This is a genomic window from Nocardia puris, assembly GCF_036051655.1.
GTDB lineage: Bacteria > Actinomycetota > Actinomycetes > Mycobacteriales > Mycobacteriaceae > Nocardia > Nocardia puris.
The window spans coordinates 6,139,227-6,159,475 of the sequence record NZ_CP107943.1 but is presented as its reverse complement, the minus strand read 5'-3'; the positions used below and the strand labels follow the sequence as shown (position 1 = coordinate 6,159,475).

The following is a 20,249-nucleotide window of genomic DNA, read 5'->3' as shown; positions in this document are numbered from 1 at the left end:
CGCCGGCGCGCGTGCCGTCCGGGCAACGGCACGCGGAGGACACGCGACTCCCCCGAACGGACCGCCCCGCCCCCGCAAGGTGGCGGGGCGGTCTGCGCGAAACGGGACCGTCGGCGGGTCGTCGCTCGTATCTTTGCCCTATCCAGCACAGATCGGAGTGGACAGTGGCAGCAGAGCAGATCGCGGCTGATTACATCGTGGTCGGAACGGGATCGGCGGGTGCGGTGGTCGCCAATCGGCTCAGCGCCGATCCGGGCACCCGCGTCGTGGTACTCGAGGCGGGCCCGCCGGACAAGGACAAGTTCACCCATATCCCCGCCGCGTTCGCGAAGCTGTTCCGCACCGAACTCGACTGGGACTACCTCACCGAACCGCAGCCGCACCTGGGCGACCGGCAGATCTACTGGCCGCGCGGCAAGACCTACGGCGGCTCGTCGTCGATGAACGCCATGATGTGGGTGCGCGGCTTCCGCGCCGACTACGACGAGTGGGCGCTGCTGGCCGGCGACGAGTGGGGGTTCGGCGCGGCGGTCGAGCAGTTCCGGCGCATCGAGCACGTCGAGGACGCGCAGTACCCCGACGAGGGCACCACCGGTCCGCTGCACATCTCGCATCAGCGCAGCCCGCGCCCGTCCACGGCGGCGTTCCTGGAGGCCGTGCGGGAGTCGGGTTTCGTGGTGGAGCCGCCGAACCGTCCGCAGCCCGAAGGGTTTTCGCAGACGATGGTCACCCAGCGCAACGGACGGCGCTGGAGCACCTCGGACGCATACCTGCGCCCGGCGCTGAAGCGGCCGAATCTCACCGTGCTGGATCGAGCCCAGGTGACACGCGTGCTGTTCGACGGCACTCGTGCGGTGGGCGTCGAGTACCGGCAGGGCCAGGTGACCCGCACGGTGACCGCGAGCCGCGAGGTGGTGCTGAGCGGCGGCGCGATCAACAGCCCGCAGCTGCTGATGCTCTCGGGCATCGGCGATTCCGAGGAGCTGCGGGCGCTGGGCATCGACGTGGTGGCGCACGCCCCCGAGGTCGGCGCCAACCTCCAGGACCACCTGGTGGCCGGGATCGGGTACGACTGCCCGGATTCGCTGTTCGGCGCGGACAAGAAGCCGATCCAGCTGCTGGACTACCTGCTGCGCGGGCGCGGCATGCTCACCTCGAACATCGGTGAGGCGTACGGGTTCGTGCGGTCGCGGCCCGAGCTCGAGCACCCCGACCTCGAGCTGGTCTACGCGCCCGCCCCGTTCTACAACGAGGGCCTGATCGATCCGGCCGGGCACGGCAACATCCTCGCCACCGTGCTGCTGCGGCCCTACAGCCGGGGGCGGATCGCGCTGGCGTCGTCGGATCCCACGGCGAAGCCGGTCATCGATCCGCGCTACCTCTCCGACCCGGAGGGCATCGACCGCGCCGCGCTGATCGCGGGCCTGCGTACCTGCGCGCGCATCGCCGAGGCGCCCGCGCTGAAGGCCGTGCACGGCAAGCTCGTCTACCCGCCGAACGCGCCGCAGGAGCTCGAGGACGTCATCGACCTCGCGATCAACGGGTTCTCCCACACCCTCTACCACCCGGTGGGCACCTGCCGCATGGGCACCGACCCGGCCAGCGTGGTCACGCCGAAGCTGGAGGTGCGCGGGGTGCAGGGGTTGCGCGTCGCGGACGCGTCGGTGATGCCGCTGCTGGTGCGCGGGCACACCCACGCGCCGAGCGTGTTCGTCGGCGAGCAGGCGGCGAAGTTCCTGCTCGGCGGATAGGCGTACCCGCGATCGCACCGGATGCGGGCGGCGCCGGCGGCGAATGCCAGCGCCGCCGGCAGCGAACCGAGCACTCCCCCGGATCACCGCGCCGCCCACGGCCCAGGCCCGCAGCGCGGGGGCCTGCGAACGCCCGGCGACCGCAAGGGGCGTGCGAAGCCACGCGGGCGCTCTCACGCGACCGACCCGCACCGGGACCAGGCTCGCACCGATCTCGCGGCGCTCGTGCACCGGGATCGCGGCGGCCCCGAAGCCACGACCGGACCCTGCACCGAGAGCAACGGCCACCACCTGATCTCGGAGAACGCGAAGGTCCGCTGTCCCCAGCCGATCGGCGACAGCCAACTCGGCCAGGGCGGAACCAACCGGGGCACATCGAGATTCGCGGACCCGGACGCGTCGCCCATCCCGCGCACCGGATACGCGCCCAGCGGCAGGGCGACGCCGATGCCGTTCGCCACCCGCGCCGTCGGGGCGAACTCCCGGCGATCGCGCCGAGTCCGGGAACCCCGTGCCTGTCACCGCGGTGGCCGGCACGCCGAGGGTGAGCGTGGCCGCCAGCGGCGCGATCCGGGAAACCGGTGCGGCGCCGATCAATTCGCGCCACCCGCGTTTCGCGTCGGCGCGGCCGCGGCGGACCGCGAGGACGGTGTGCATCAGGGCGATGGTGAGCGCGAGCCGGGCGAAGGACTGGCACATCACCATCGCGAGAGCGTGTTCGTGGTTGTCACCGGGGCCGCCTGTTCGAGCATCGCGAGGTAGGCGTCGAGTTGCGCGGCGCCCGCGAGGAGGGTGCGGCCGCGGGTGGTCAGCCGGGCCTGCCAGGAGTCGAGGAAGGTGGTCAGGGCGTCCGCGCCGCCCGCCTCGCGCAACGTGTCGAGGAACCGCGCGACCTGGGGTAGCAGGTAGCCGCCCTGGCGGAGTTGGCGGGCGATCTCGGCGTCGCGGACGCAGGCGGGTCCGTAGTGCCGGTAGCCGGTCGAGCGGTCGCGGTCGGGGTGCAGGATGCCGTGCGTCTCCCAGGTGCGCAGGGTGGCGGGGTGCAGGCCGAGGCGGCGCGCGAGTTCGCCGGTGGTCAAGGGCCTGCCGGGAATCGGGGTGGGCGGCGAGGTGGTGAGGGTGCTCAGGGCCGTCGCGACTTCGGCGCGGGTGCGGCGCTCGGTGCGCAGCGCGACGTGGGCGGCGTCGAGGAGCCGGTAGACGGATTCGAGATCACCGCGATTGGTCGCGCGCAGGATCTCGGCGGCGTGCTGGTGTCCGTGGCCGGTGCGCAGCGCGAGGAACGCGCGCAGCGCCTGGGCGTGCAGTGGTGTGTAGCGCCGGTAGCCGGTCTGGCTGCGTTCGGTGGGCGGCAGGATGCCCGCGTCGTCGTAGTTGCGGATCGCCTGGGCCGACAATCCGTGTTCGCGGGCCAGGTCGATGGGGCGCAGGGTGACACCTCCGATTGAGGCTTTTCGGGCCTATTACCAGGTGCTTTGCGGCAAAGTTTCATTCGATTCTTCAACGATAGCGTCGAAGGGGACGGATTACGGAAGGGGTACTCATATGTCCACTGTCGCCGCACTGTCCGGGATCGGCCGCCCGCTCGAGGACGCCGCGAGGATCGGCCGCGCGCTCGATGAGCTGCTCGCGTTGCGGGGCGAACCGCCCGCCCTGCTGGGGCTCGGCGAGCCGACGCACGGGATCGAGGCGTTCCCGTTGCTGCGCAACGAGATTCTGGCGCACCTGGTCGAACGCGGGTTCCGCTCGATCGCGCTGGAGACGGACTTCTTCGCGGCCCCCGTGGTCGACGCTTACGTCGCCGGGGCGGCCGGGGACCTGGACGAAGTACTCGAGACCGGGTTCAGCCATCGGTTCGGCCACGTGCCCGGCAACCGAGAACTGGTCGAGTGGATGCGCGCGCACAACGCGGGCCGGCCACCACGGGACCGGGTCCGCTTCTACGGCTTCGAGCCATCCCTCGAGTATGCGTCCGCGCCGAGTCCGCGGCGATGGCTGTGCGCGGTCCGGGACTACCTGCCCGTCGCGGTGCGACCCGCCTCCGCCCGCGATCTCGAGGATCTGCTCGGTGACGACGGCGACTGGTCGAACGAGGCCGCTATGTACGACGCGGCCGCGTCCGTCGGCGACTCCGACCGCGCCCGCGCGTTGCGGGTGGTCGCCGACGATCTGGCGAGCGCCCTGCGCCGGACCGCCCCCTCCCTGCACGCCGACGATCCGGCCGCCTACGACCAGGCCGCGATCGACGCCCGGACCGCGCTCGGCCTGCTCCGCTATCACGCGGCCATGGCGACACCCGCGCCCGATCGCATGGCGAACCTGCTCAGCGTGCGCGCCGAGATGATGGCCGACAATCTCCTGTCGATCCGCGCCGCCGAGCGCGATCGCGGACCGACCCTGGTCTTCGCCCACAACGTGCACCTCCAGCGCTCGAAGCCCACGATGCGGGCCGGCGACGAGACCGCGCAGTGGTGCGGCACGGGCGCACTCGTCGCCCTCGCGCTCGGCGAGCGCTATCTGGTCATCGCCAGCGACGCGAACCCGGACAGCGCGCCCGGCACCCTCCAGCACTTCCTGGCCGAATCCACCACCCGCCGCACCCTCTTCCCCACCGCCGAACTCGGCGACCTCCTCCCCGCCTCGGTCACCGCGGGCGCCCCCATCCTCCCCGGCCACATCCCGCTCACCCCGGCCGATCTCGTAGGCGCCGACGCCGTTCTCTTCGTCGCCGATACCGATGGAACCCGGCATCAGTACTGGTAGGCCGATTCCGCGGTGCCACAAGCTCTTCCCGAGCAACACCCCGGGCAAATCGCCACCGGCGCGGCCTGATCGACGCGCGGGATCGAGGCGATTGCGGTGTGGCACCCGGGACTTCGACACCGGTCTCGCCGCGAACGGGACCTCGGGTTCGACCGGGTTCGGCGGCGTGGAGGTGGACGGGTGCGCCGGGGCCCACCCGCCACCCAGTAGCTTGGCTGACAGGTCGTGTCGCCCGGAGACGGCGGGCGGCCGCGGGACCACAAGTCGTATCTACCGGACCGAACGAAGAGAGTTGAGCAATGACCTCCACCGCGCGTGCGCAGATCGGTGTGACCGGGCTGGCCGTGATGGGCAGCAATATCGCCCGCAACTTCGCCAAGCACGGCTACACCGTCGCGCTGCACAACCGTTCCGTGGCCAAGACCGACGCGCTGCTCGCCGAGCACGGCGGCGACGGTGACTTCGTGCGCACCGAGACCGTGGCCGAGTTCGTCGCGGCGCTGGAGAAGCCGCGCCGGGTGTTGATCATGGTGAAGGCGGGCGACGCGACCGACGCCGTCATCGAGGAGCTGGCCGCCGAGATGGAGCCCGGCGACATCATCATCGACGGCGGCAACGCCCTCTACACCGACACCATCCGCCGCGAGGCCGCCCTGCGCGAGCGCGGCCTCAACTTCGTCGGCGCGGGCATCTCCGGCGGCGAGGAGGGCGCGCTGAACGGTCCGGCCATCATGCCGGGCGGGCCGAAGGAGTCCTACGCATCGCTGGGCCCGCTGCTGGAGTCGATCGCGGCGCAGGTGGACGGCACCCCGTGCTGCACCCACATCGGTCCCGACGGGTCCGGCCACTTCGTCAAGATGGTGCACAACGGCATCGAGTACGCCGATATGCAGCTCATCGGCGAGGCCTATCACCTGTTCCGCGACGCGCTCGGGTTCGACGCCGCGCGGATCGGCGAGGTGTTCACCCGGTGGAACTCCGGCGATCTGGAGAGCTACCTGGTGGAGATCACCGCCGAGGTGCTCGCGCAGGTGGACGCCAAGACCGGCAAGCCCCTGGTGGACGTGATCGTCGACGCGGCCGAGCAGAAGGGCACCGGCCGCTGGACTGTGAAGTCGGCGCTGGATCTGGGTGTGCCGGTGACCGGCATCGCCGAGGCGGTGTTCGCGCGGGCGCTGTCGGGCTCGCGCGCGCAGCGCAAGGCCGCGGTGGGCTTGGCGTCGGGCAAACTTGCCGAGAAGCCGACCGACGTCGAGCAGTTCACCGAGGACATCCGGCAGGCGCTCTACGCGTCGAAGGTCGTCGCGTACGCGCAGGGTTTCGACCAGATCGCCGCGGGCAGCGCCGAATACGGCTGGGATCTGAAGCCCGGTGACCTGGCGACGATCTGGCGTGGCGGCTGCATCATCCGCGCTCGCTTCCTGAACCGGATCAAGGAGGCCTACGAGCAGGACCCCGCCCTGCCCAGCCTGATCCTCGCCCCGTACTTCCGCGAGGCCATCGAGACGGCGATCGACAGCTGGCGGCGGGTGGTGTCCACGGCGACGCTGCTCGGCATCCCGGTCCCGGCGTTCGCGTCCTCGCTGTCGTACTACGACGCCCTGCGCGCCGAGCGCCTGCCCGCCGCGCTCACCCAGGGGCAGCGCGACTTCTTCGGCGCGCACACCTACGAGCGCGTCGACGCCGAGGGCAAGTTCCACACGCTGTGGAGCGGTGACCGCAGCGAAGTCGCCGCGGGCTGAAGCGGGAATCGGCTCCGCGAGAACGACTCTCGCGGAGCCGTCGCGCACCGCCGCCTCGCGCGCGGCGTCCCCGCCTACAGCGCGGGGACGCGCAGGAAGCCCAGCGGCGGCGTGGGTGTGGGCCCGGTCCCGACGACGCGGCGGAAGTCGGGCAGGGCGGTGAGGACGTCGATATTGCGCGCCGCGTAGCAGCGGACCTGAGGGAGGGCGCGGGCCACCTCGGCGCGTTCGACGGGTTCGGCGTCGACGAACGCGATGCTGTCCAGACTCAGGCCGAGGGTGCGGGCGATGCGGACGATGCCCGCCGACTTGCGGCCCCAGCCGATCTCGAGGGCGGAGAACATCTCGTAGACCCCGTGGCGGTAGAGGCGCTCGAGGGTCAGGTCGCGGTCGCTGCGGCTGGCGACGGCGTGCAATATGCCGCGCTCGCTGAGCATGCGCAGGGTGCGCAGGGCGGCCGGGCGGGGCGGGCCGCTGGTCGCGTCGCAGACGACACCGTCCCACAGGGTGTTGTCCAGTTCCCAGACAAGACATCTCAGAGACGGTCTCATCGCCGGAGCCCCTATCGCTTCGTCACCGCTGCCTTCCCTGCCGTGCCGCGCGGTGGATGGGTACCGCACAACCATCCCGGACACGGCGCGCACCGGACAAGCCCCACGTTCCAGGGTGCGAGATCCGGCCCGGGTGATACTACCGGCACAACGGCGGCTCGCCACCCGGTCGCCCCCGCGGCAAACGGCGGGCACCCCCGAGCCGCGATCCCGCGATCGCCCCTCCACCGCAAGGAGATTCGATCCGGAAGCGAATTATCGCGCGGGCGCGGACATATTCCGAAAAGGCCGATCGTCGACCCCTGGAATCGGACGGACCCCTGCGCACCACTCCGGGAAAATCGCCATTCGGGCACCCGCCGAAGGAAATTCGAGAGAATTCCGCACGCTTTCTCCGAGCCGCGCCGAAACCCCACTGCGCGAGCGTATCCCGTGGTCAGCAGATCACCGAGGCTCGAGTCGCCACCATTACCACCCGTCACCGGGTACACCCGTCGAGCCGTCCGGAAGCATCACCGAAGAGCCGCCACACCGCCGAGAATCGTGCACCGCGCGCACTTCACATTTCGATAAATCCTGATCAACCGACCGGTAGCGGATCGCCCGGTCTGTGAGCGGTCACAAGCCTTTCCGCGCCGCTCCCCCGCGATCTCACAGAACCCGCCGAATCGTTCCGGCGGGCCCGCGCGGCGGTTAGTGTGAATGCGCCGCACAGCAAAATCCTCCGGCGGAAGGAGTCGCCAATGACCGTCGACAGTGGAGCACGGCCCAGCCTGACCGTTTCGGGCCGGCCCATGTCGTCACCGTTGCAGGATGTCCGCGCGCTATCCCGGCAGATGGTCGGTCACTTCGTGGAGAACGTGATCCCCTGCGGCACCCTGCCCGGCGACGCCATCAGCGGCGACGTCACCACGATCACCCGCGTCTGCCTCGAGTTCGCCGTCAGCATGCTCGACGGCCGCGACATCCCGGCCAAGTTGCAGCGCCTCCAGGACGCCGCGGCGGGCTGGGCGCGCGAGGGCGTGCCCATCGACACCATCCACCACTCCATCCACGAGGGGTTCAAGATCGGGTTCGATCTGGTGGTGTCCAGTGCGACCATCAAGGACTACACCAACCTGGTGGACGGCGCGAAGATGGTGCTGGAGATGCTCGACCAGATCACCTCCGCCATCTCCGTCGCCTACGTGCGCGAACTGCGCGCGGTGGTCAGCGAACACCACACTGCCGTGCACACACTCACCTCCGCGCTGCTCGGCGGGCACAGCACGTCCACGATGGCGCGCGAGTGCGGCATCGCGATCGCCGACTCGTACGCGGTGATCGCCGTCGCCATCCCGCCGCACCGCGACGAACGCAATCCGGCGGTCGACGGCCAGGTCGTCGCGCGCCGCAAGCTGCGCCGGGTGCAGGCCGAGCTGGCCACCCGCTGCGGCAACGGCGCGCTCTCGCTGCTCAGCGTGGACGGCGGCACGATCCTCATCCCGTCCACCCTGCTGGAGCAGGTCGCCCTCGACGGTCTGATCACCGACCTCTCGCGCGCCGCGCAGGTCGGCATCACCGCGACCATGGTCGAGGCCACGCCCAAGCAGATCCCCGACGCGGCCGACCAGGCCCACGAGCTGCTGGACATGGTGCAGCGGCTGGAGGCGGTGGCCGGGCTGTACCGGTTCGACGAACTCGCGCTCGAATACCAGCTCACCCGTCCCGGGCCGGGCCGCGAATACCTCGGATCGCTACTGGACCCGCTCGACGAGCACCCGGAACTGCTGGAGACCTTGCAGCGCCACATCGCCAACAACTTGAACCGGCAGCGCACCGCGCGGGTGCTGCACGTGCATACCAACACCGTGGACTACCGCCTCAAGCGGATCGGGCAGCTCACCGGGTTCGATCCGTCGCAGCCGTCGGGGCTGTGGTACCTGCGCTCGGCGCTGGTCGCCCGCTCGTATCGCACATCCTGACCGGGTTCGCACACCTCGCCGCCGGGCGCTCCGAAAGGGCGTCCGGCGGTGTCGTTTCCGGTGCCGGATCGACGAATGCCCACCGAGCGGAAGTGCGTTCGGGGCCGCTCGGTGGGCGCCTCGTCGCGCGCGGGGCACGCGCGATCCGGTCAGGATGTTCGGGTTGCTCCACCACCTCCGTTCCTCCGCGGCGCGAGGTCGTCGCCGACCACGCTCCGGAGTTCTCGGCTGTCGTACGGTTTCCACGGTAGGAGCGCACCGGCGCCGAAATGCCCGGATTCGGTGGGGCACTGGAGAGCTCACGAACAATCTCGCTCACGGCTTTGTCGCCCCCACAGCGGGATTCGATTGTCGCCCGCGCCAAGGCCGGGCCCCGAAGTTCGCGCGCCCGCCCACCCGCACGTGCACATGCACAGCTACCGGCCGGCCGCACCGTGAATTGTCCTGATATCCAGCGATTTCCAGGTCGCCCGCGCGGGGCTGCGTGATCATGGAGCGGTCGTTTCCCGCCGTCGAAGGCGACTCGATGGCCAGTCGATGGAGGAGCCATGCTCGAATTCGCGCTCTCACCCGCCAGTTCCGGCCGCCGAGCCGCCCGCGCCCTGCTCGGCGCCGCCACCGTGGCGGCCGCGCTGCTCACCGCTCCCCTCGCCTTCGCCGAGGTGCACACCGGATCGGCGGGGCCGCTGGCGATTCCGCAGCCGGCCGCGCTGCCCTCGCTCGGCTTCCGGGGACCCGACACCGCGATCGTGGTGCTGGGCCACGGCCTGCTGCCCGACGGCGGGATGCGGCCCGAGCTCATCGCCCGCCTGCACGCCGGTTTCGCGCAGGCGCTGCTGGCGCCCGGTTCGCCGGTGATCGTCACCGGCGGGAATCCGCGCAACGGCGTCACCGAGGCGCGCGCCATGGCGGACTGGTTGATCGCGCACGGGATCGCGCCGCAGCGGGTGATCGTGGAGGACCACGCCGCGTCCACGGTCCAGAACGCGGCGCATTCGGCGCGCATCATCCGCGAGATCGGCGCGCGCGACGCGGTGGTGATCACCTCCACCGACCACGTGGACCGCGCCGTGCGCGACTTCCTCGGCGCGGGTGTTCCGGTGGTCGCGACGGTGACACCCGACCAGACTCCGATGATCGCCGCGCCGTTCGGGCCGCCGCGCTGACCCACTGTCCCCCACCGATCCTGGAGTAGGTATGAGCGAAACCGTGTGCGCGCCACCGAGCTGGACGGTGGAACCCGGCGAACTCGACGACTGCGCGCGAGCGGTGCGCGAGCTCGGGATGTCCGGGCGCGCCGCGGCCGCCGTCCTCGCCGCGTCGTCTCTCGAACGCGCCCGGCGCGATGCGCTCGCGGAACGGATCGCCGCGAGCGCGCCGCCGCGCGTGCTGCACGCCGATCAGGTGGTCGACCTCGGCGGACCGCTGACCGCCGGTGAGCGGGTGACGTGCGCCGTGCATGTCGAATCCCTGCGGTACTTCTCGGATTACGAGGTGCTGTGCCTGCGCGGCACGCTCACCGACGCGGCGGGCGTGGTCCGGTACGCGGATTCGACCACCCTGCTCACCCGGGTGGGTGCGGGGTGCTCCGCCGCGCCGGACGGGCCGTCGAGCCCCCGCCGCCGCCCCACACCGAGCGCGCCGGAACGCGCGCCGCGCACCGACTTCCGGTTCGAGCAACTGCGCGTAGGGGCCGAACTGCCGACGCGGGTGTGCATCCCCGGCGGCCTCGATATCGTCACAGACCTCGCCGAACCCGGCTCGCTCTCGGCCACCGACCACGCCCTCGTGTTCGGCTACCTCACCGACTGGCTCGGCGATCCCGCCGCGCTCCTGCGCCTGCGCGCCCAGCGCGCCCCGAACCTGCACCGCCCGCACCGCTCTCGTGAACGCACCCCGGTGACTATCAGCGGCCGGGTCACCGCCCTCGACGCCCGCAAGCGCACCGCCACCGTCGGCCTCGACCTGCGCACCGGGGATCGGCGTCTGGCGGGCCATCTCTCGGCAGAGGTGCGGGTGCGGTAGGCGGGACTCGGACCAACCGTCGTATTCGGATGCGTGTCCCCCCAGCCGAATCCCGCGTCGTCAAGCGGCCGACGGTTGCGGTTCCCGCACCGGCAGTCCGACCAGGCGGGCGAGGCGGCGGTGTGAGTCGAGGCGGGCGGCGCGGTCGAAAGTGGAAGTGTGGACCAGGATTTCGTCGGCCGCCGTGCGGGTGAGCAGGAGTTCCAGGGATTCGGCGACCTCGTCCTCGGTGCCGTGGATCTGGTCGCGCAGGGCCTCCTCGAACAAGGTGCGTTCGCGGGGTGTCATGGCGAGGCGCTCGATGCCCGCGGGGTCGTCGAGGACCGGGAACTCCCCGCGCGTGCGGGAGTACGCGCTCGACCACGCCTCGGGCAGGAGCAGGCGACGGGCCTCGCCCACGCTGTCGGCGATGAGGACCGTGCCGGACACGATGACGTACGGCCGTGCGCCCCACTCGGTTTCGCGGAACTCGGCGCGGTAGGTGTCGATGGCCCGCACCATCCGGTCCGTGCCCGCGACGGCGGCGATCACCAGCGGCAGCCCGAATCTCGCGGCGCGGGCGGCGCCCGATCCCGTGGCGAGCAGGTAGGCGGGAATGCGCAGTCCCTCGGCGGGCCAGGCGTGGACGCCGCCGACACCATCGCGGAGATAGGCGAGGAGTTCGGCCAGCGCGGCGTCGAAATCCTCGGCGTCCGACCGGTCGCGCCCGAGCGCGCGGCGCACGCCATCGGTGAACCCGACCGACCGGCCGAGCCCCATATCGATCCGCCCCGGCGACAGCGATTCCAGCGTGCCGAACTGCTCGGCCACCACGAGTGGTTGATGGTTGGGCAGCATCACCCCGCCCGTGCCCACCCGGATGCGCGAGGTCGCCGCCGCGACGGCAGCCGCCAGCACCGTCGGCGCGGACCCCGCCACCCCGGGCACACTGTGGTGCTCCGACACCCAGAACCGGTGGTACCCCCACGCCTCGGCCAGCCGCGCGAACTCCACGGTCTCCCGCAGCGCCTCCGGGTGCGACTGCCCACGCCGGACCCGCGACCGATCGAGGACGGAGAACCGGACATCCCGCAGCGCTGAACCCATACCCCTCTCAACGCTCCCGCCCGGCGTGCATTCCGGAGTCATCGCCGCGCATCCAATCCACCGGAACCGACACCGTCATCGCCCAGATGTCACCGCGCTGCCCCGGACACCCCAGCGCACCGGTCCACCACCGCGAACGACGGCCCGCCGCAAGCACTCTGGGCACCGGGAGGCCGACAGTCCGAACTCCGCACCGCCCACCTCAGCCCGTCGCGTCCAGCGCCTCCTCCAGCACCGCCCACGCCTTGGGCAGCTGCGCCTCGAAATCCGGCCACGTGTGCATCCCCAGCGGCGGATACTCCACCACCGCCGGGATGCCCAGCTCCGCGAGGCGCGCGGCGAAACGCTCCGTGCAGCGCAACGCCCCCGCCTCCAGCGCGAGTCCTCCCCCTGCGAGGCCCAGCGCGTCGGCGACCGAGGGGGACTCGGCGATGGCGATCAGGTCGGCGTCGGTCGGGGCGCCGGTGGCGGCCGAGAGGTAGACGGCGGTGCCGCGCAGCCGCTCGGCGTGCAGCACGCTGTCGTGTTCGCGCCACTGCTCCGAAGACGGTGGGCCCCAGAGGTTCTCCGGATTCCCACCCCGCGAGGCGACCGTGATGGTGGTGACGGCCCGCCCGAGCGGGTCGGCCGTCGAGTAGCACCCGCTCATACCGGCGACCGCGCGATAGAACCCGGGGTGACGCTGCGCGAGCATGACCGCCGCCTGGGCGCCCATGGAGACGCCCGCTACGGCGCGGTGCCCGTTCGACCGCAGCACCGACTCCACCACCGGTGGCAGCTCCTCGGTGAGGAAGGTCTCCCAGCGGTTGAGTCCGAGCGCCGCGTCGTGGCGCTCCCAGTCGCTGTACATGCTGCCGGTGCCGCCGCTGGTGAGCACCACGTCGACGGGTTTGTCGGCGAAGAACTCCGCCGCGCCGCCCTTGGTCAGCCAGCCCGAGACCGGCTCGCCGTCCACCCCGTCGAGCAGGTACAGCGTCGGGCGCGGGTCCTCCCCCGCGCCCCGCAGCACGTCGACCGGCACCACGCGGCCCATCGCCGCCGAGGTGATGTGGAGGCGGTCGTGGCGCGGCCCGACCTTCTCCACGGCGTAGAGCCCGACCCTGGTCATCTTCGGGTCCACGGCGGGCGGTGTCGCGGCGGGCGCGGCGATCGGCAGCGGCGGGGTGGCGACGGCGTCGCCCCGCATGGGAGCCAGCAGCGCGGCGGTCGCGAGGGTGAGCATCGCGGCCGCCGTGGTCGTCTTCGCCTTCATACCGATCGCACCCCGGCGGTCGAGATATTCCGTGTTCCCGGAGTGGAATTCACGTCACGGCGTACGCCCACCCCGGTGAACCGCGCCGCGGGCACAAAATTCTCCGGATCGAATTGTCGCGGGAGCCACAATATTACGTTCGGCGACCATTCATCGGGCAGCCAACGGATAGCGGTTTCCCGGGCGCGCGCCCGGTCCGCATCGGTCGACGCGATGATCACTCGTTACTCCTCAGGCGTGGTGCGGGCCATGCCCGACGATATGGCGGCGTGATCAGGCCGATCGGGCGATTCGAGTTTTGTTGGCAGAGATGACTATCGGCTCACCCGCCGGCTGGATTTCGTCACAACCCGGTGGTTCCCCGGCACCGCCGATCGAATCACCCGAATCCGCCAGGGGATACAAACCGGGCGGCCGGCCCGCCGCGCGCAGCCGCCCCAGCGCCTCGTGCGCGCGCCCCGCCAACTCCGGCACCCGCGCGGTCGCGCCGGCCGCGAAAGTGGCGGTGAGCGGCACCTCGGCCGCCTCGCTGAGCAGGTCCAGCACCTCGGCGGTCACGGCCAGCGGCGTCAGCGCGGTCGACGAATCCAGCGGCACCAGCACCGTGCCGCCCTCGGTGGACAGCAGCGACAGCGCACGCGACCCGAGCGGATCGGCCAGCGCCGCCTGCACCCGGCGCAGTTTGCGCCGACCGGCCGAGGCCGCGCCACCGGGCCGCAACTCCTCGGCGTGCGCCGGGATCGACACCGCCACCACCTGGTAACAGGGCGCGACCACGATCCCGGTCTGCCGGGCGAGCTGGGCGACGCCGTGCCCGCTGAGCAGCGCCGACACCAGCGTCTGCGCGGCCGTCTGGTGTTCGCGCGCGACCATCCGGTGCTCCTCGACATACGCCGCCGAGGCCGCCACCGTGACCATCTCCAGCGCCCGGACCATGAGCCGGGTCTGGGTGACGAGATCGTCGGTGTCGGCGCGGCCGACGTGTTCGGCGAGGAAGTCCAGACCCGAGCGCAGGCTGTCGTGATAGGCGCCGAGCACGCTTTCCAACGCCACACCTTCGCGCGCCCAGCGGGTGGCGCTGCCCGCGATCCGGGGCGGCTGCGCGGTCACGAGAGCGTGCGGCTCGAGCACTTCCACCGCCTCGGCCAGACAGGTGCGCGTGATCGTCGCGAGATCACCCGGCGGCTCGCCGCGCCCGGGAATTCGCAGATGTTCCACGAGTTTCGAGTGCAGCGATGTGATGCCCGACCCGGCCTTTGTGCCCGCCATGACTCTCGGAGCTTAGTCGCGCCCGGCGCGAAAAAACTTCCTCGACAACGCTTTCTGGATATTCATCAGCCCGATCACCCTCGGTTGGGGACGATCACAAGCAGATCACGACGACCGGTACGAAACGCACGCACCCCACCCGTCGCGCACGGTCCTCGCGGGAACAGGTCCGGCCGCTCGCCCGCGCGCGTAACGGGCCGACCGGCGTGCCGATAGGACAACCGACCAAGAGCGTGACGACACCCGCTGTGACCCTCCCCATGGGATCGCCGCCACCGGTGTGCGGAGGGTCTCGGCGACGGTTACCATCGAGCGCTGCGCCTCCTTACGGACACCCACCGTTCGGCATGGCGCAACGGCGAGTTCGAAGGACATTGACAGGCATATGAGCGGTACGCGAGAAAAGCTGGAAGAGCTGCAGGCCATCCTGGAGCTCGCCGAGGAACCCGCGGGTGAGACCGGCATCGCGAAACGCAAGGCCAAGGAGATCCCCAGCGCCCGCGAACGCGTCCGCATGCTGCTCGACCCCGGCACCTTCGTGGAGATGGGCGCGCTCATGCGCCACCCCGGCCAGCCGGGTGCCATGTACGGCGACGGCGTGGTCACCGGGCGCGGCTACATCGACAACCGCCCCGTCGTGGTGATCGCGCACGACCAGACCGTGCACGGCGGCTCGGTCGGCGAGATGTTCGGCCGCAAGGTGGCCGCCGCCATGGAGTTCGCCTACGAGAACGCCTGCCCCGTCATCGCGATCAACGACTCCGGTGGCGCGCGCATCCAGGACGCCGTGGCCTCGCTGGCCTGGTACGCGCTCATGTGCCGCCGCCAGGAGGACCTGTCCGGCTTCGTGCCCCAGATCGCGATCATGCTCGGCAAGTGCGCCGCGGGCTCGGTCTACGGGCCGGTCAACATGGACGTGCTGGTGGCGACCGAGAAGTCCTACATGTTCGTCACCGGCCCCGAGGTGATCAAGGCGGTCACAGGCGAGTCGGTCACCGCCGAGGAGTTGGGCGGAGCCGCAGTGCAGGCGAGCAACGGCACCGTGCACCACGTGGCCCCGACCGAGCGCGAGGCGTTCGACTGGGTGCGCGACTACCTGAGCTACCTGCCGTCGAGCTGCCTGGAGGAGCCGCCGGTGGTCAACCCGGGCCTGGAACCGGAGATGACCGCGACCGATCTGGAGCTGGACTCGATCATCCCCGACTCCGACAAGGTCGGCTACGACATGCGCGACATCCTGCTGCGCATCTTCGACGACGGCGCCTTCCACGAGATCGGCGCGGCCACCGCGGGCAACCTCATCACCGGGTTCGCCCGCGTCGACGGGCGCAGCATCGGCGTCGTCGCCAACCAGCCGCAGGTGCTCGGCGGCGCGCTGGACGCGCAGTGCTCGGACAAGGCCACCCACTTCATCCGGCTGTGCAACGCCTTCGGCCTGCCGCTGGTGTTCGTGGTGGACACCCCGGGCGTGCTTCCGGGCTTGGAGGAGGAGCGCAACGGCGTCATCAAGCGCGGTGGCCGCTTCTTCCGCGCGGTCATCGAGGCGACCGTCCCGATCGTGACCGTCGTGACCCGCAAGGCGTACGGCGGCGGGTACGCGGTGATGGGCTGCAAGCAGCTGGGCGCCGATATCAGCCTGGCCTGGCCGACCGCGCGGATCGCGGTGATGGGCGCGGAGAGCATGGTCGGCATCACCGGCCGCAGGCAGCTCGAGGCCGCCCCCGCCGAGCAGCGCGCGCAGGTGCGCCAGCAGATGATCGACTTCTACAACGCCACCATGGCGACCCCGTGGATAGCGGCCGAGCGCGGCTACATCGACGCCGTCATCGAGCCCTCGCGCACCCGGTTGGAGATCCGCAAGGCGCTGCGCCTGCTGCGCGGCAAGGATCCCCGGCCGAAGAACAACCCGCGCAAGCACAGCCTGTTCCCGGTGTAGGGCTCACACCGCCGGCAGAGCTCACACCGCGCCGCGCCCGCCCCAGATCGTGCCCACGGCCGCCCATTCGGCCTCCCACCGGCGCGAGCGGCGGCGATCCAGGGCGGCCACCAGCAGCACGTAGACGCTCGCGAACATGACGAACGCGCCGAAAACCACGGCGGCGCAGAGCACTACGGCCCGGCTCAGCGGCCGCGTCTCGGCGGGCGGCTCCACCACCCGGCCGCCGTCGTCGAGCCAGACGCTCACCGTCGCGCCCTCCCGCACCAGGGAGGTCGCCCGGTGCTCGGCCACCCGCGTGTTCCCGTGCTCGTCCACCCACGACACCTTCGCGGGGGTGATCGGCGCGTACAGCGGCGCCTTGCCCACCTCCACCACCGTGGCGTCGATCCGGCGCAACTCCGCCAGACGCTGCTGCGCCGCCACCGTTTCCGTGTGATACACGCTGGTGCCGAGTGTCCCCGCCACCACGGGGATCAGTGCCAGGAACAGCGTGACGAGCAGCAGGGCGGTCCAGGACTGCACGCGGTCCTCCCGGCGGCGCATCGGGTTGCGGTCCAGCCCGGCGCGGCGGCACGTCCTGCGCAGCAGCCCTGCGCGCGCGGTGGTCATGGTGCCGACTCCTCGTACTCGGGTTCGCCAGCCAGTCCGGCCAGGGTGTCGAAGAAGCCCTCGATCAGGGCGGGCAGCGCGTCGGGGTCCTCGCCCGCCGCCCACGTCTGCAAGGCGGCGACGATGAGCCCGGAGCAGGCGGCCACCACGGTGGCCGGGCGCAGATCGGTCGCGGGGTCCACGCCGAGACGTTCGGCGACCACGGCCACCGATTCGCGCAGTCCTTCCGCGCGGATGCGCTGGTAGTCGGCGAGCAGGGCGGGTTCGCGGTCGAAGCGCTGGAACAGGGCCCACCGGCGGGCCAGCAGCGGTGCGCGAGCGCCCCCGTATTCGGCGGTGAGCCAGTCGTGGACGGCGTTGCGGTAGGCGCGCAGCGGCGGTTCGTGTGCGGGACGGCGGCGCAGCGCCTCGTTGACCTGGTGCACGTCCTGGTCGATATCGCCGAGGATGGCGGCCTCGATGGACGGGAAATGCCTGCTGAAGGTGCGGCGGGTGACGCCGGCGCGTTCGGCGATGTCCTCGACCGCCACGGCGTGCAGGCCGCGCTCGGTGAGCAGGTCGAAGGCCGCGCGGGACAGCGCTTCCCGGCTGCGCCGGGTGCGCAGCCTGCGGCCGTCCAGGTCGACGTCGTCGTCGGTGCCCATGCCCTCAGCGTACCAGTATTGTCCCGGCGAGACATTACCCGGCCGAGGGGGTGCGTAGCCGGGAGTTCGCCGCTTCCCCAAAAAGCCCCGGGCGAAATTATGAGTAGTCACAAATACTCCCGAAATCCCGTGCGGAACCACGTGTTCATGCCTGTACCCGAATGGTCGACGACAAAACTCCAGAAGGCCGCACAGTTTGTGCCCACGCACAGTTGAAAGCACCCCGCTGTAGGCCGTAAAACAGGCTCTCACCTGCCAGTATTACCGACTCTTGACCATTCGCGAATCCGGCGCTACAAAGGAATTCTCCGCCGACCCGAGCTGTTCGAACCGGCCGACGAGAATTGCAAGCCAGTGGTTACCGATGTCATCGATGTGACCGCGGAATTCCCGATCCCCCGCAAGGCGGTCTGGGACCTGCTCCGCGAGCCGCAGACTTACCCCCGAGTTTTCCCCGGTATCGGCGCGTGCGAGCCGATGGAGTCCGTCGGGGGCCACCAGGTCCTGCGCCTGCGCATCGGCACCGCCGAATCCGGGGTGCGCACCCAGGTCGTGCAGGTGCGGGTGGGGCGCTGGTACGAGAGCCTGGAGCTGATCTGCCCGGCGCTGGGCAGTTTCGCCTCCGTCCGCCTGCGCGGCGACGAGGAGCGCACCCGCATCGCGGTCACGTTCTTCGCGCCGGGCCGGGTGCACCCCGCCGTCCCGGCGCTGAGCAACGGCGACGTGACCGCCTGGGCCGAGCGCGGTTTGCGCCGCATCGCCGACCTGGTCCGTGGCGCGACCACGTCAGTGGTGGTCAACGGCGAGAACTCGCCCCTGCGCCGGCGGGCGCAGGTGGTGCGGCAGATCGTGTCCACCGGCGTCGTGCGCGCGCATCGGCCCGACGTGGGATTCAAAGCGCTGCGCCGCCTTTCGGAATGGGGATTCAATCTCGCGGGCGGCTATGCCGCCGCCGCGGCGTTCGCCCCCGACCGGCCGGGCCTCATCGACGCCAACGGTGTGCGCACCTTCGGCGAACTGCACGAGCGCACCACCGCCATCGCCGGCGCCCTCGAGATGCTGGGCCTGAGCGCGGGCGACGCCGTGGGCCTGCTCGCGCGCAACCATCGCGGCATGGTCGAAACCATGGTCGCCGCGGGCAAACTCGGCGTCGACGTCGCACTGCTCAACACCGGCCTGCCCGCCCGGCGCATCGAGGAGGTCGTGCAGCGCGACAAGCTCGCCGCGCTGTTCGTGGACGGCGAATTCGACCACCTCATCCAGTACCTGCACGACGACCTCCCCCGCTACGCCACCGACGCCGCGAGCCTGGGCCGTCCCACGCTGGACGACCTGGCCGAGATGGGTCACACCGACTTCCGCAAACCCACCCATCCCGGCAAGCTCATCGTCCTCACCTCGGGCACCTCCGGCACGCCGAAGGGCGCGCGGCGCCCGCACGCCAAGGGGTTCAGCACCATCGCGGCGCTGCTCTCGCGCATCCCGCTGGGTATGGACGAGACCATGCTCATCCCCGCGCCGCTGTTCCACACCTGGGGGCTGGCCGCGCTGCAACTGAGCACGGCGCTGCGTTCGACCGTGGTGCTGCCCGACCAGTTCGACGCCGAGGACTGCCTGCGGCTCATCGCCGAACACCGGGTGAGCACGTTCATCGCGGTGCCGATCATGGTGCACCGCATCCTCGAACTGCCCTCCGCCGTGCGCGCCCGCTACGACACCTCGTGCCTGCGAATCGTGGCGAGCTGCGGCGCGCCACTGGCCGCGAGCACGGTGCTGGACTTCCTGGACGCGTTCGGCGACGTCCTCTACAACGTGTACGGGTCCACGGAGGTGAGCTGGGGCAGCATCGCCGATCCGGCGGACCTGCGCGCCGCGCCCACCACCGCCGGGCGGCCGCCGCTGGGCACCAGGGTCGCGATCCTCGGGCCCGACCACCGCCCGCTGCCGGTCGGGGCGACCGGCCACATCTTCGTGGGCAACCACATGCTCTTCGATGGGTACGTCAACGCCTCGCCGCCCGACGAGGCCGACGGCATGCTCGACACCGGCGACCTCGGCTACCTCGACGCCGCGGGCCGGCTGTTCATCGCGGGCCGCGACGACGAGATGATCATCTCCGGCGGCGAGAACGTCTTCCCGCGCCCCGTGGAGGAGGCGCTGGCCTACCTGCCGCAGGTGCGCGAGGTGGCGGTGGTGGGCGTCCCGGACCGCGAGTACGGGCAGCGGCTGGCCGCGTTCGTGGTGAAACGTGAAGGCGCGGGCCTGGATTCGGACATGGTGCGCACCTACATCCGCAACCGGCTGAGCCGGTTCTCGGTGCCGCGCGACGTCACCTTTCTCAACGCGCTGCCGCGCGGTGAGACGGGCAAGATCCTCAAGCGCCTGCTCACCGGCACCGACGGCGCCACGCAGCACCCGATCATCGGCACCATCGCGCCCGGCCCGTCCTGAGCGAAAACCGTTGGCGCTGTGACTCGTCAGCACGGCGCGGGGCAAGGTGCTGGAGGTCTTCCAGTCCCGGCCCGGACCTCTGTCAGGGCCCGCTCGGCGCGCCTATGCTCGCCAGCGACGGCCTCGGCGCGGGTCACCCGCAGGGCCCGGCACGAGACTATGGCCGGGGCCGCACACGGTCCGTCCCGGCTCGCGCGGCATGC

The 20,249-nt window shown here is 71.2% G+C and carries 16 protein-coding genes; 8 read left to right on the top strand and 8 right to left on the bottom strand.

The annotated features are described in order from the left end of the window. The first annotated feature begins 179 nt into the window (after positions 1-179). Positions 180-1,751, top strand: coding sequence for a GMC family oxidoreductase N-terminal domain-containing protein (locus tag OHB21_RS28465; RefSeq protein ID WP_084537248.1), 1,572 nt, complete (start codon positions 180-182; stop codon positions 1,749-1,751). A gap of 698 nt (positions 1,752-2,449) precedes the next feature. On the opposite strand, the gene OHB21_RS28460 is transcribed toward OHB21_RS28465, so the two are convergent. Continuing rightward, positions 2,450-3,181 (bottom strand): MerR family transcriptional regulator, encoded by a 732-nt coding sequence (locus OHB21_RS28460; protein ID WP_067501876.1) that lies wholly within the window; start codon positions 3,179-3,181, stop codon positions 2,450-2,452. Positions 3,182-3,296: 115 nt separating this feature from the next. Here OHB21_RS28460 and OHB21_RS28455 point away from each other — a divergent pair, with 115 nt between their 5' ends. Together OHB21_RS28455 and gndA are read left to right on the top strand one after the other, a co-directional pair. Next, positions 3,297-4,514, top strand: a complete 1,218-nt coding sequence (locus OHB21_RS28455; RefSeq protein ID WP_067501879.1) for an erythromycin esterase family protein — start codon at positions 3,297-3,299, stop codon at positions 4,512-4,514. A 299-nt stretch (positions 4,515-4,813) separates the two neighbouring features. Continuing rightward, complete coding sequence (gene gndA, locus OHB21_RS28450) at positions 4,814-6,256, top strand: NADP-dependent phosphogluconate dehydrogenase (RefSeq protein ID WP_067501882.1); 1,443 nt, start codon at positions 4,814-4,816, stop codon at positions 6,254-6,256. Between the two features lie 74 nt (positions 6,257-6,330). Here the strand turns inward: gndA and OHB21_RS28445 are convergent, their stop codons facing one another. Continuing rightward, a complete protein-coding gene (locus OHB21_RS28445) occupies positions 6,331-6,807 on the bottom strand; it encodes an HAD-IIIC family phosphatase (protein ID WP_067501884.1) in 477 nt (158 codons plus the stop codon). A gap of 743 nt (positions 6,808-7,550) precedes the next feature. Here OHB21_RS28445 and OHB21_RS28440 point away from each other — a divergent pair. The 3 genes from OHB21_RS28440 (at position 7,551) to OHB21_RS28430 (ending at position 10,796) form a co-directional block, all read left to right on the top strand. Beyond that, complete coding sequence (locus OHB21_RS28440) at positions 7,551-8,771, top strand: PucR family transcriptional regulator (RefSeq protein WP_067501887.1); 1,221 nt, start codon at positions 7,551-7,553, stop codon at positions 8,769-8,771. A 548-nt stretch (positions 8,772-9,319) separates the two neighbouring features. Then, positions 9,320-9,937 (top strand): YdcF family protein, encoded by a 618-nt coding sequence (locus OHB21_RS28435; RefSeq protein ID WP_067501890.1) that lies wholly within the window; start codon positions 9,320-9,322, stop codon positions 9,935-9,937. Between the two features lie 31 nt (positions 9,938-9,968). Further along, positions 9,969-10,796: a hotdog family protein gene (locus OHB21_RS28430; RefSeq protein ID WP_067501893.1), complete on the top strand. Its 828-nt coding sequence runs from the start codon at positions 9,969-9,971 to the stop codon at positions 10,794-10,796. A 60-nt stretch (positions 10,797-10,856) separates the two neighbouring features. On the opposite strand, the gene OHB21_RS28425 is transcribed toward OHB21_RS28430, so the two are convergent. The 4 genes from OHB21_RS28425 to OHB21_RS28410 all read right to left on the bottom strand — a co-directional run bounded on the left by OHB21_RS28425 (position 10,857) and on the right by OHB21_RS28410 (position 14,403). After that, positions 10,857-11,882, bottom strand: a complete 1,026-nt coding sequence (locus OHB21_RS28425) for an MsnO8 family LLM class oxidoreductase (protein WP_067501896.1) — start codon at positions 11,880-11,882, stop codon at positions 10,857-10,859. Between the two features lie 202 nt (positions 11,883-12,084). Continuing rightward, positions 12,085-13,134 carry an alpha/beta hydrolase gene (locus OHB21_RS28420; protein WP_067501899.1) on the bottom strand — a complete coding sequence of 350 codons (1,050 nt, stop codon included), beginning with the start codon at positions 13,132-13,134 and terminating at the stop codon, positions 12,085-12,087. After that, entirely contained in the window at positions 13,131-13,355 is a 225-nt protein-coding gene (locus tag OHB21_RS28415) for a hypothetical protein (RefSeq protein WP_195124187.1), read from the bottom strand. The genes OHB21_RS28420 and OHB21_RS28415 overlap by 4 nt, the downstream gene beginning before the upstream one ends. Positions 13,356-13,407: 52 nt before the next feature. Then, positions 13,408-14,403, bottom strand: a complete 996-nt coding sequence (locus OHB21_RS28410; RefSeq protein ID WP_067501904.1) for a hypothetical protein — start codon at positions 14,401-14,403, stop codon at positions 13,408-13,410. Positions 14,404-14,788: 385 nt separating this feature from the next. Between OHB21_RS28410 and OHB21_RS28405 the strand changes: the two genes are divergently transcribed. Next, positions 14,789-16,339, top strand: coding sequence for an acyl-CoA carboxylase subunit beta (locus tag OHB21_RS28405; RefSeq protein ID WP_067501909.1), 1,551 nt, complete (start codon positions 14,789-14,791; stop codon positions 16,337-16,339). Positions 16,340-16,360: 21 nt separating this feature from the next. Here OHB21_RS28405 and OHB21_RS28400 read toward each other — a convergent pair whose 3' ends face one another. Both OHB21_RS28400 and OHB21_RS28395 read right to left on the bottom strand, forming a co-directional pair. Next, a complete protein-coding gene (locus tag OHB21_RS28400) occupies positions 16,361-16,951 on the bottom strand; it encodes an Rv1733c family protein (RefSeq protein ID WP_067501912.1) in 591 nt (196 codons plus the stop codon). Further along, the gene (locus tag OHB21_RS28395) at positions 16,948-17,595 is read right to left on the bottom strand and encodes a TetR/AcrR family transcriptional regulator (protein WP_067501915.1); all 648 of its coding nucleotides are present in this window, start codon (positions 17,593-17,595) and stop codon (positions 16,948-16,950) included. Before OHB21_RS28395 ends, OHB21_RS28400 begins: the two co-directional genes overlap by 4 nt. A gap of 354 nt (positions 17,596-17,949) precedes the next feature. Between OHB21_RS28395 and OHB21_RS28390 the strand changes: the two genes are divergently transcribed. Then, a complete protein-coding gene (locus OHB21_RS28390) occupies positions 17,950-20,046 on the top strand; it encodes an AMP-binding protein (protein ID WP_067501918.1) in 2,097 nt (698 codons plus the stop codon). Positions 20,047-20,249 lie beyond the last annotated feature (203 nt).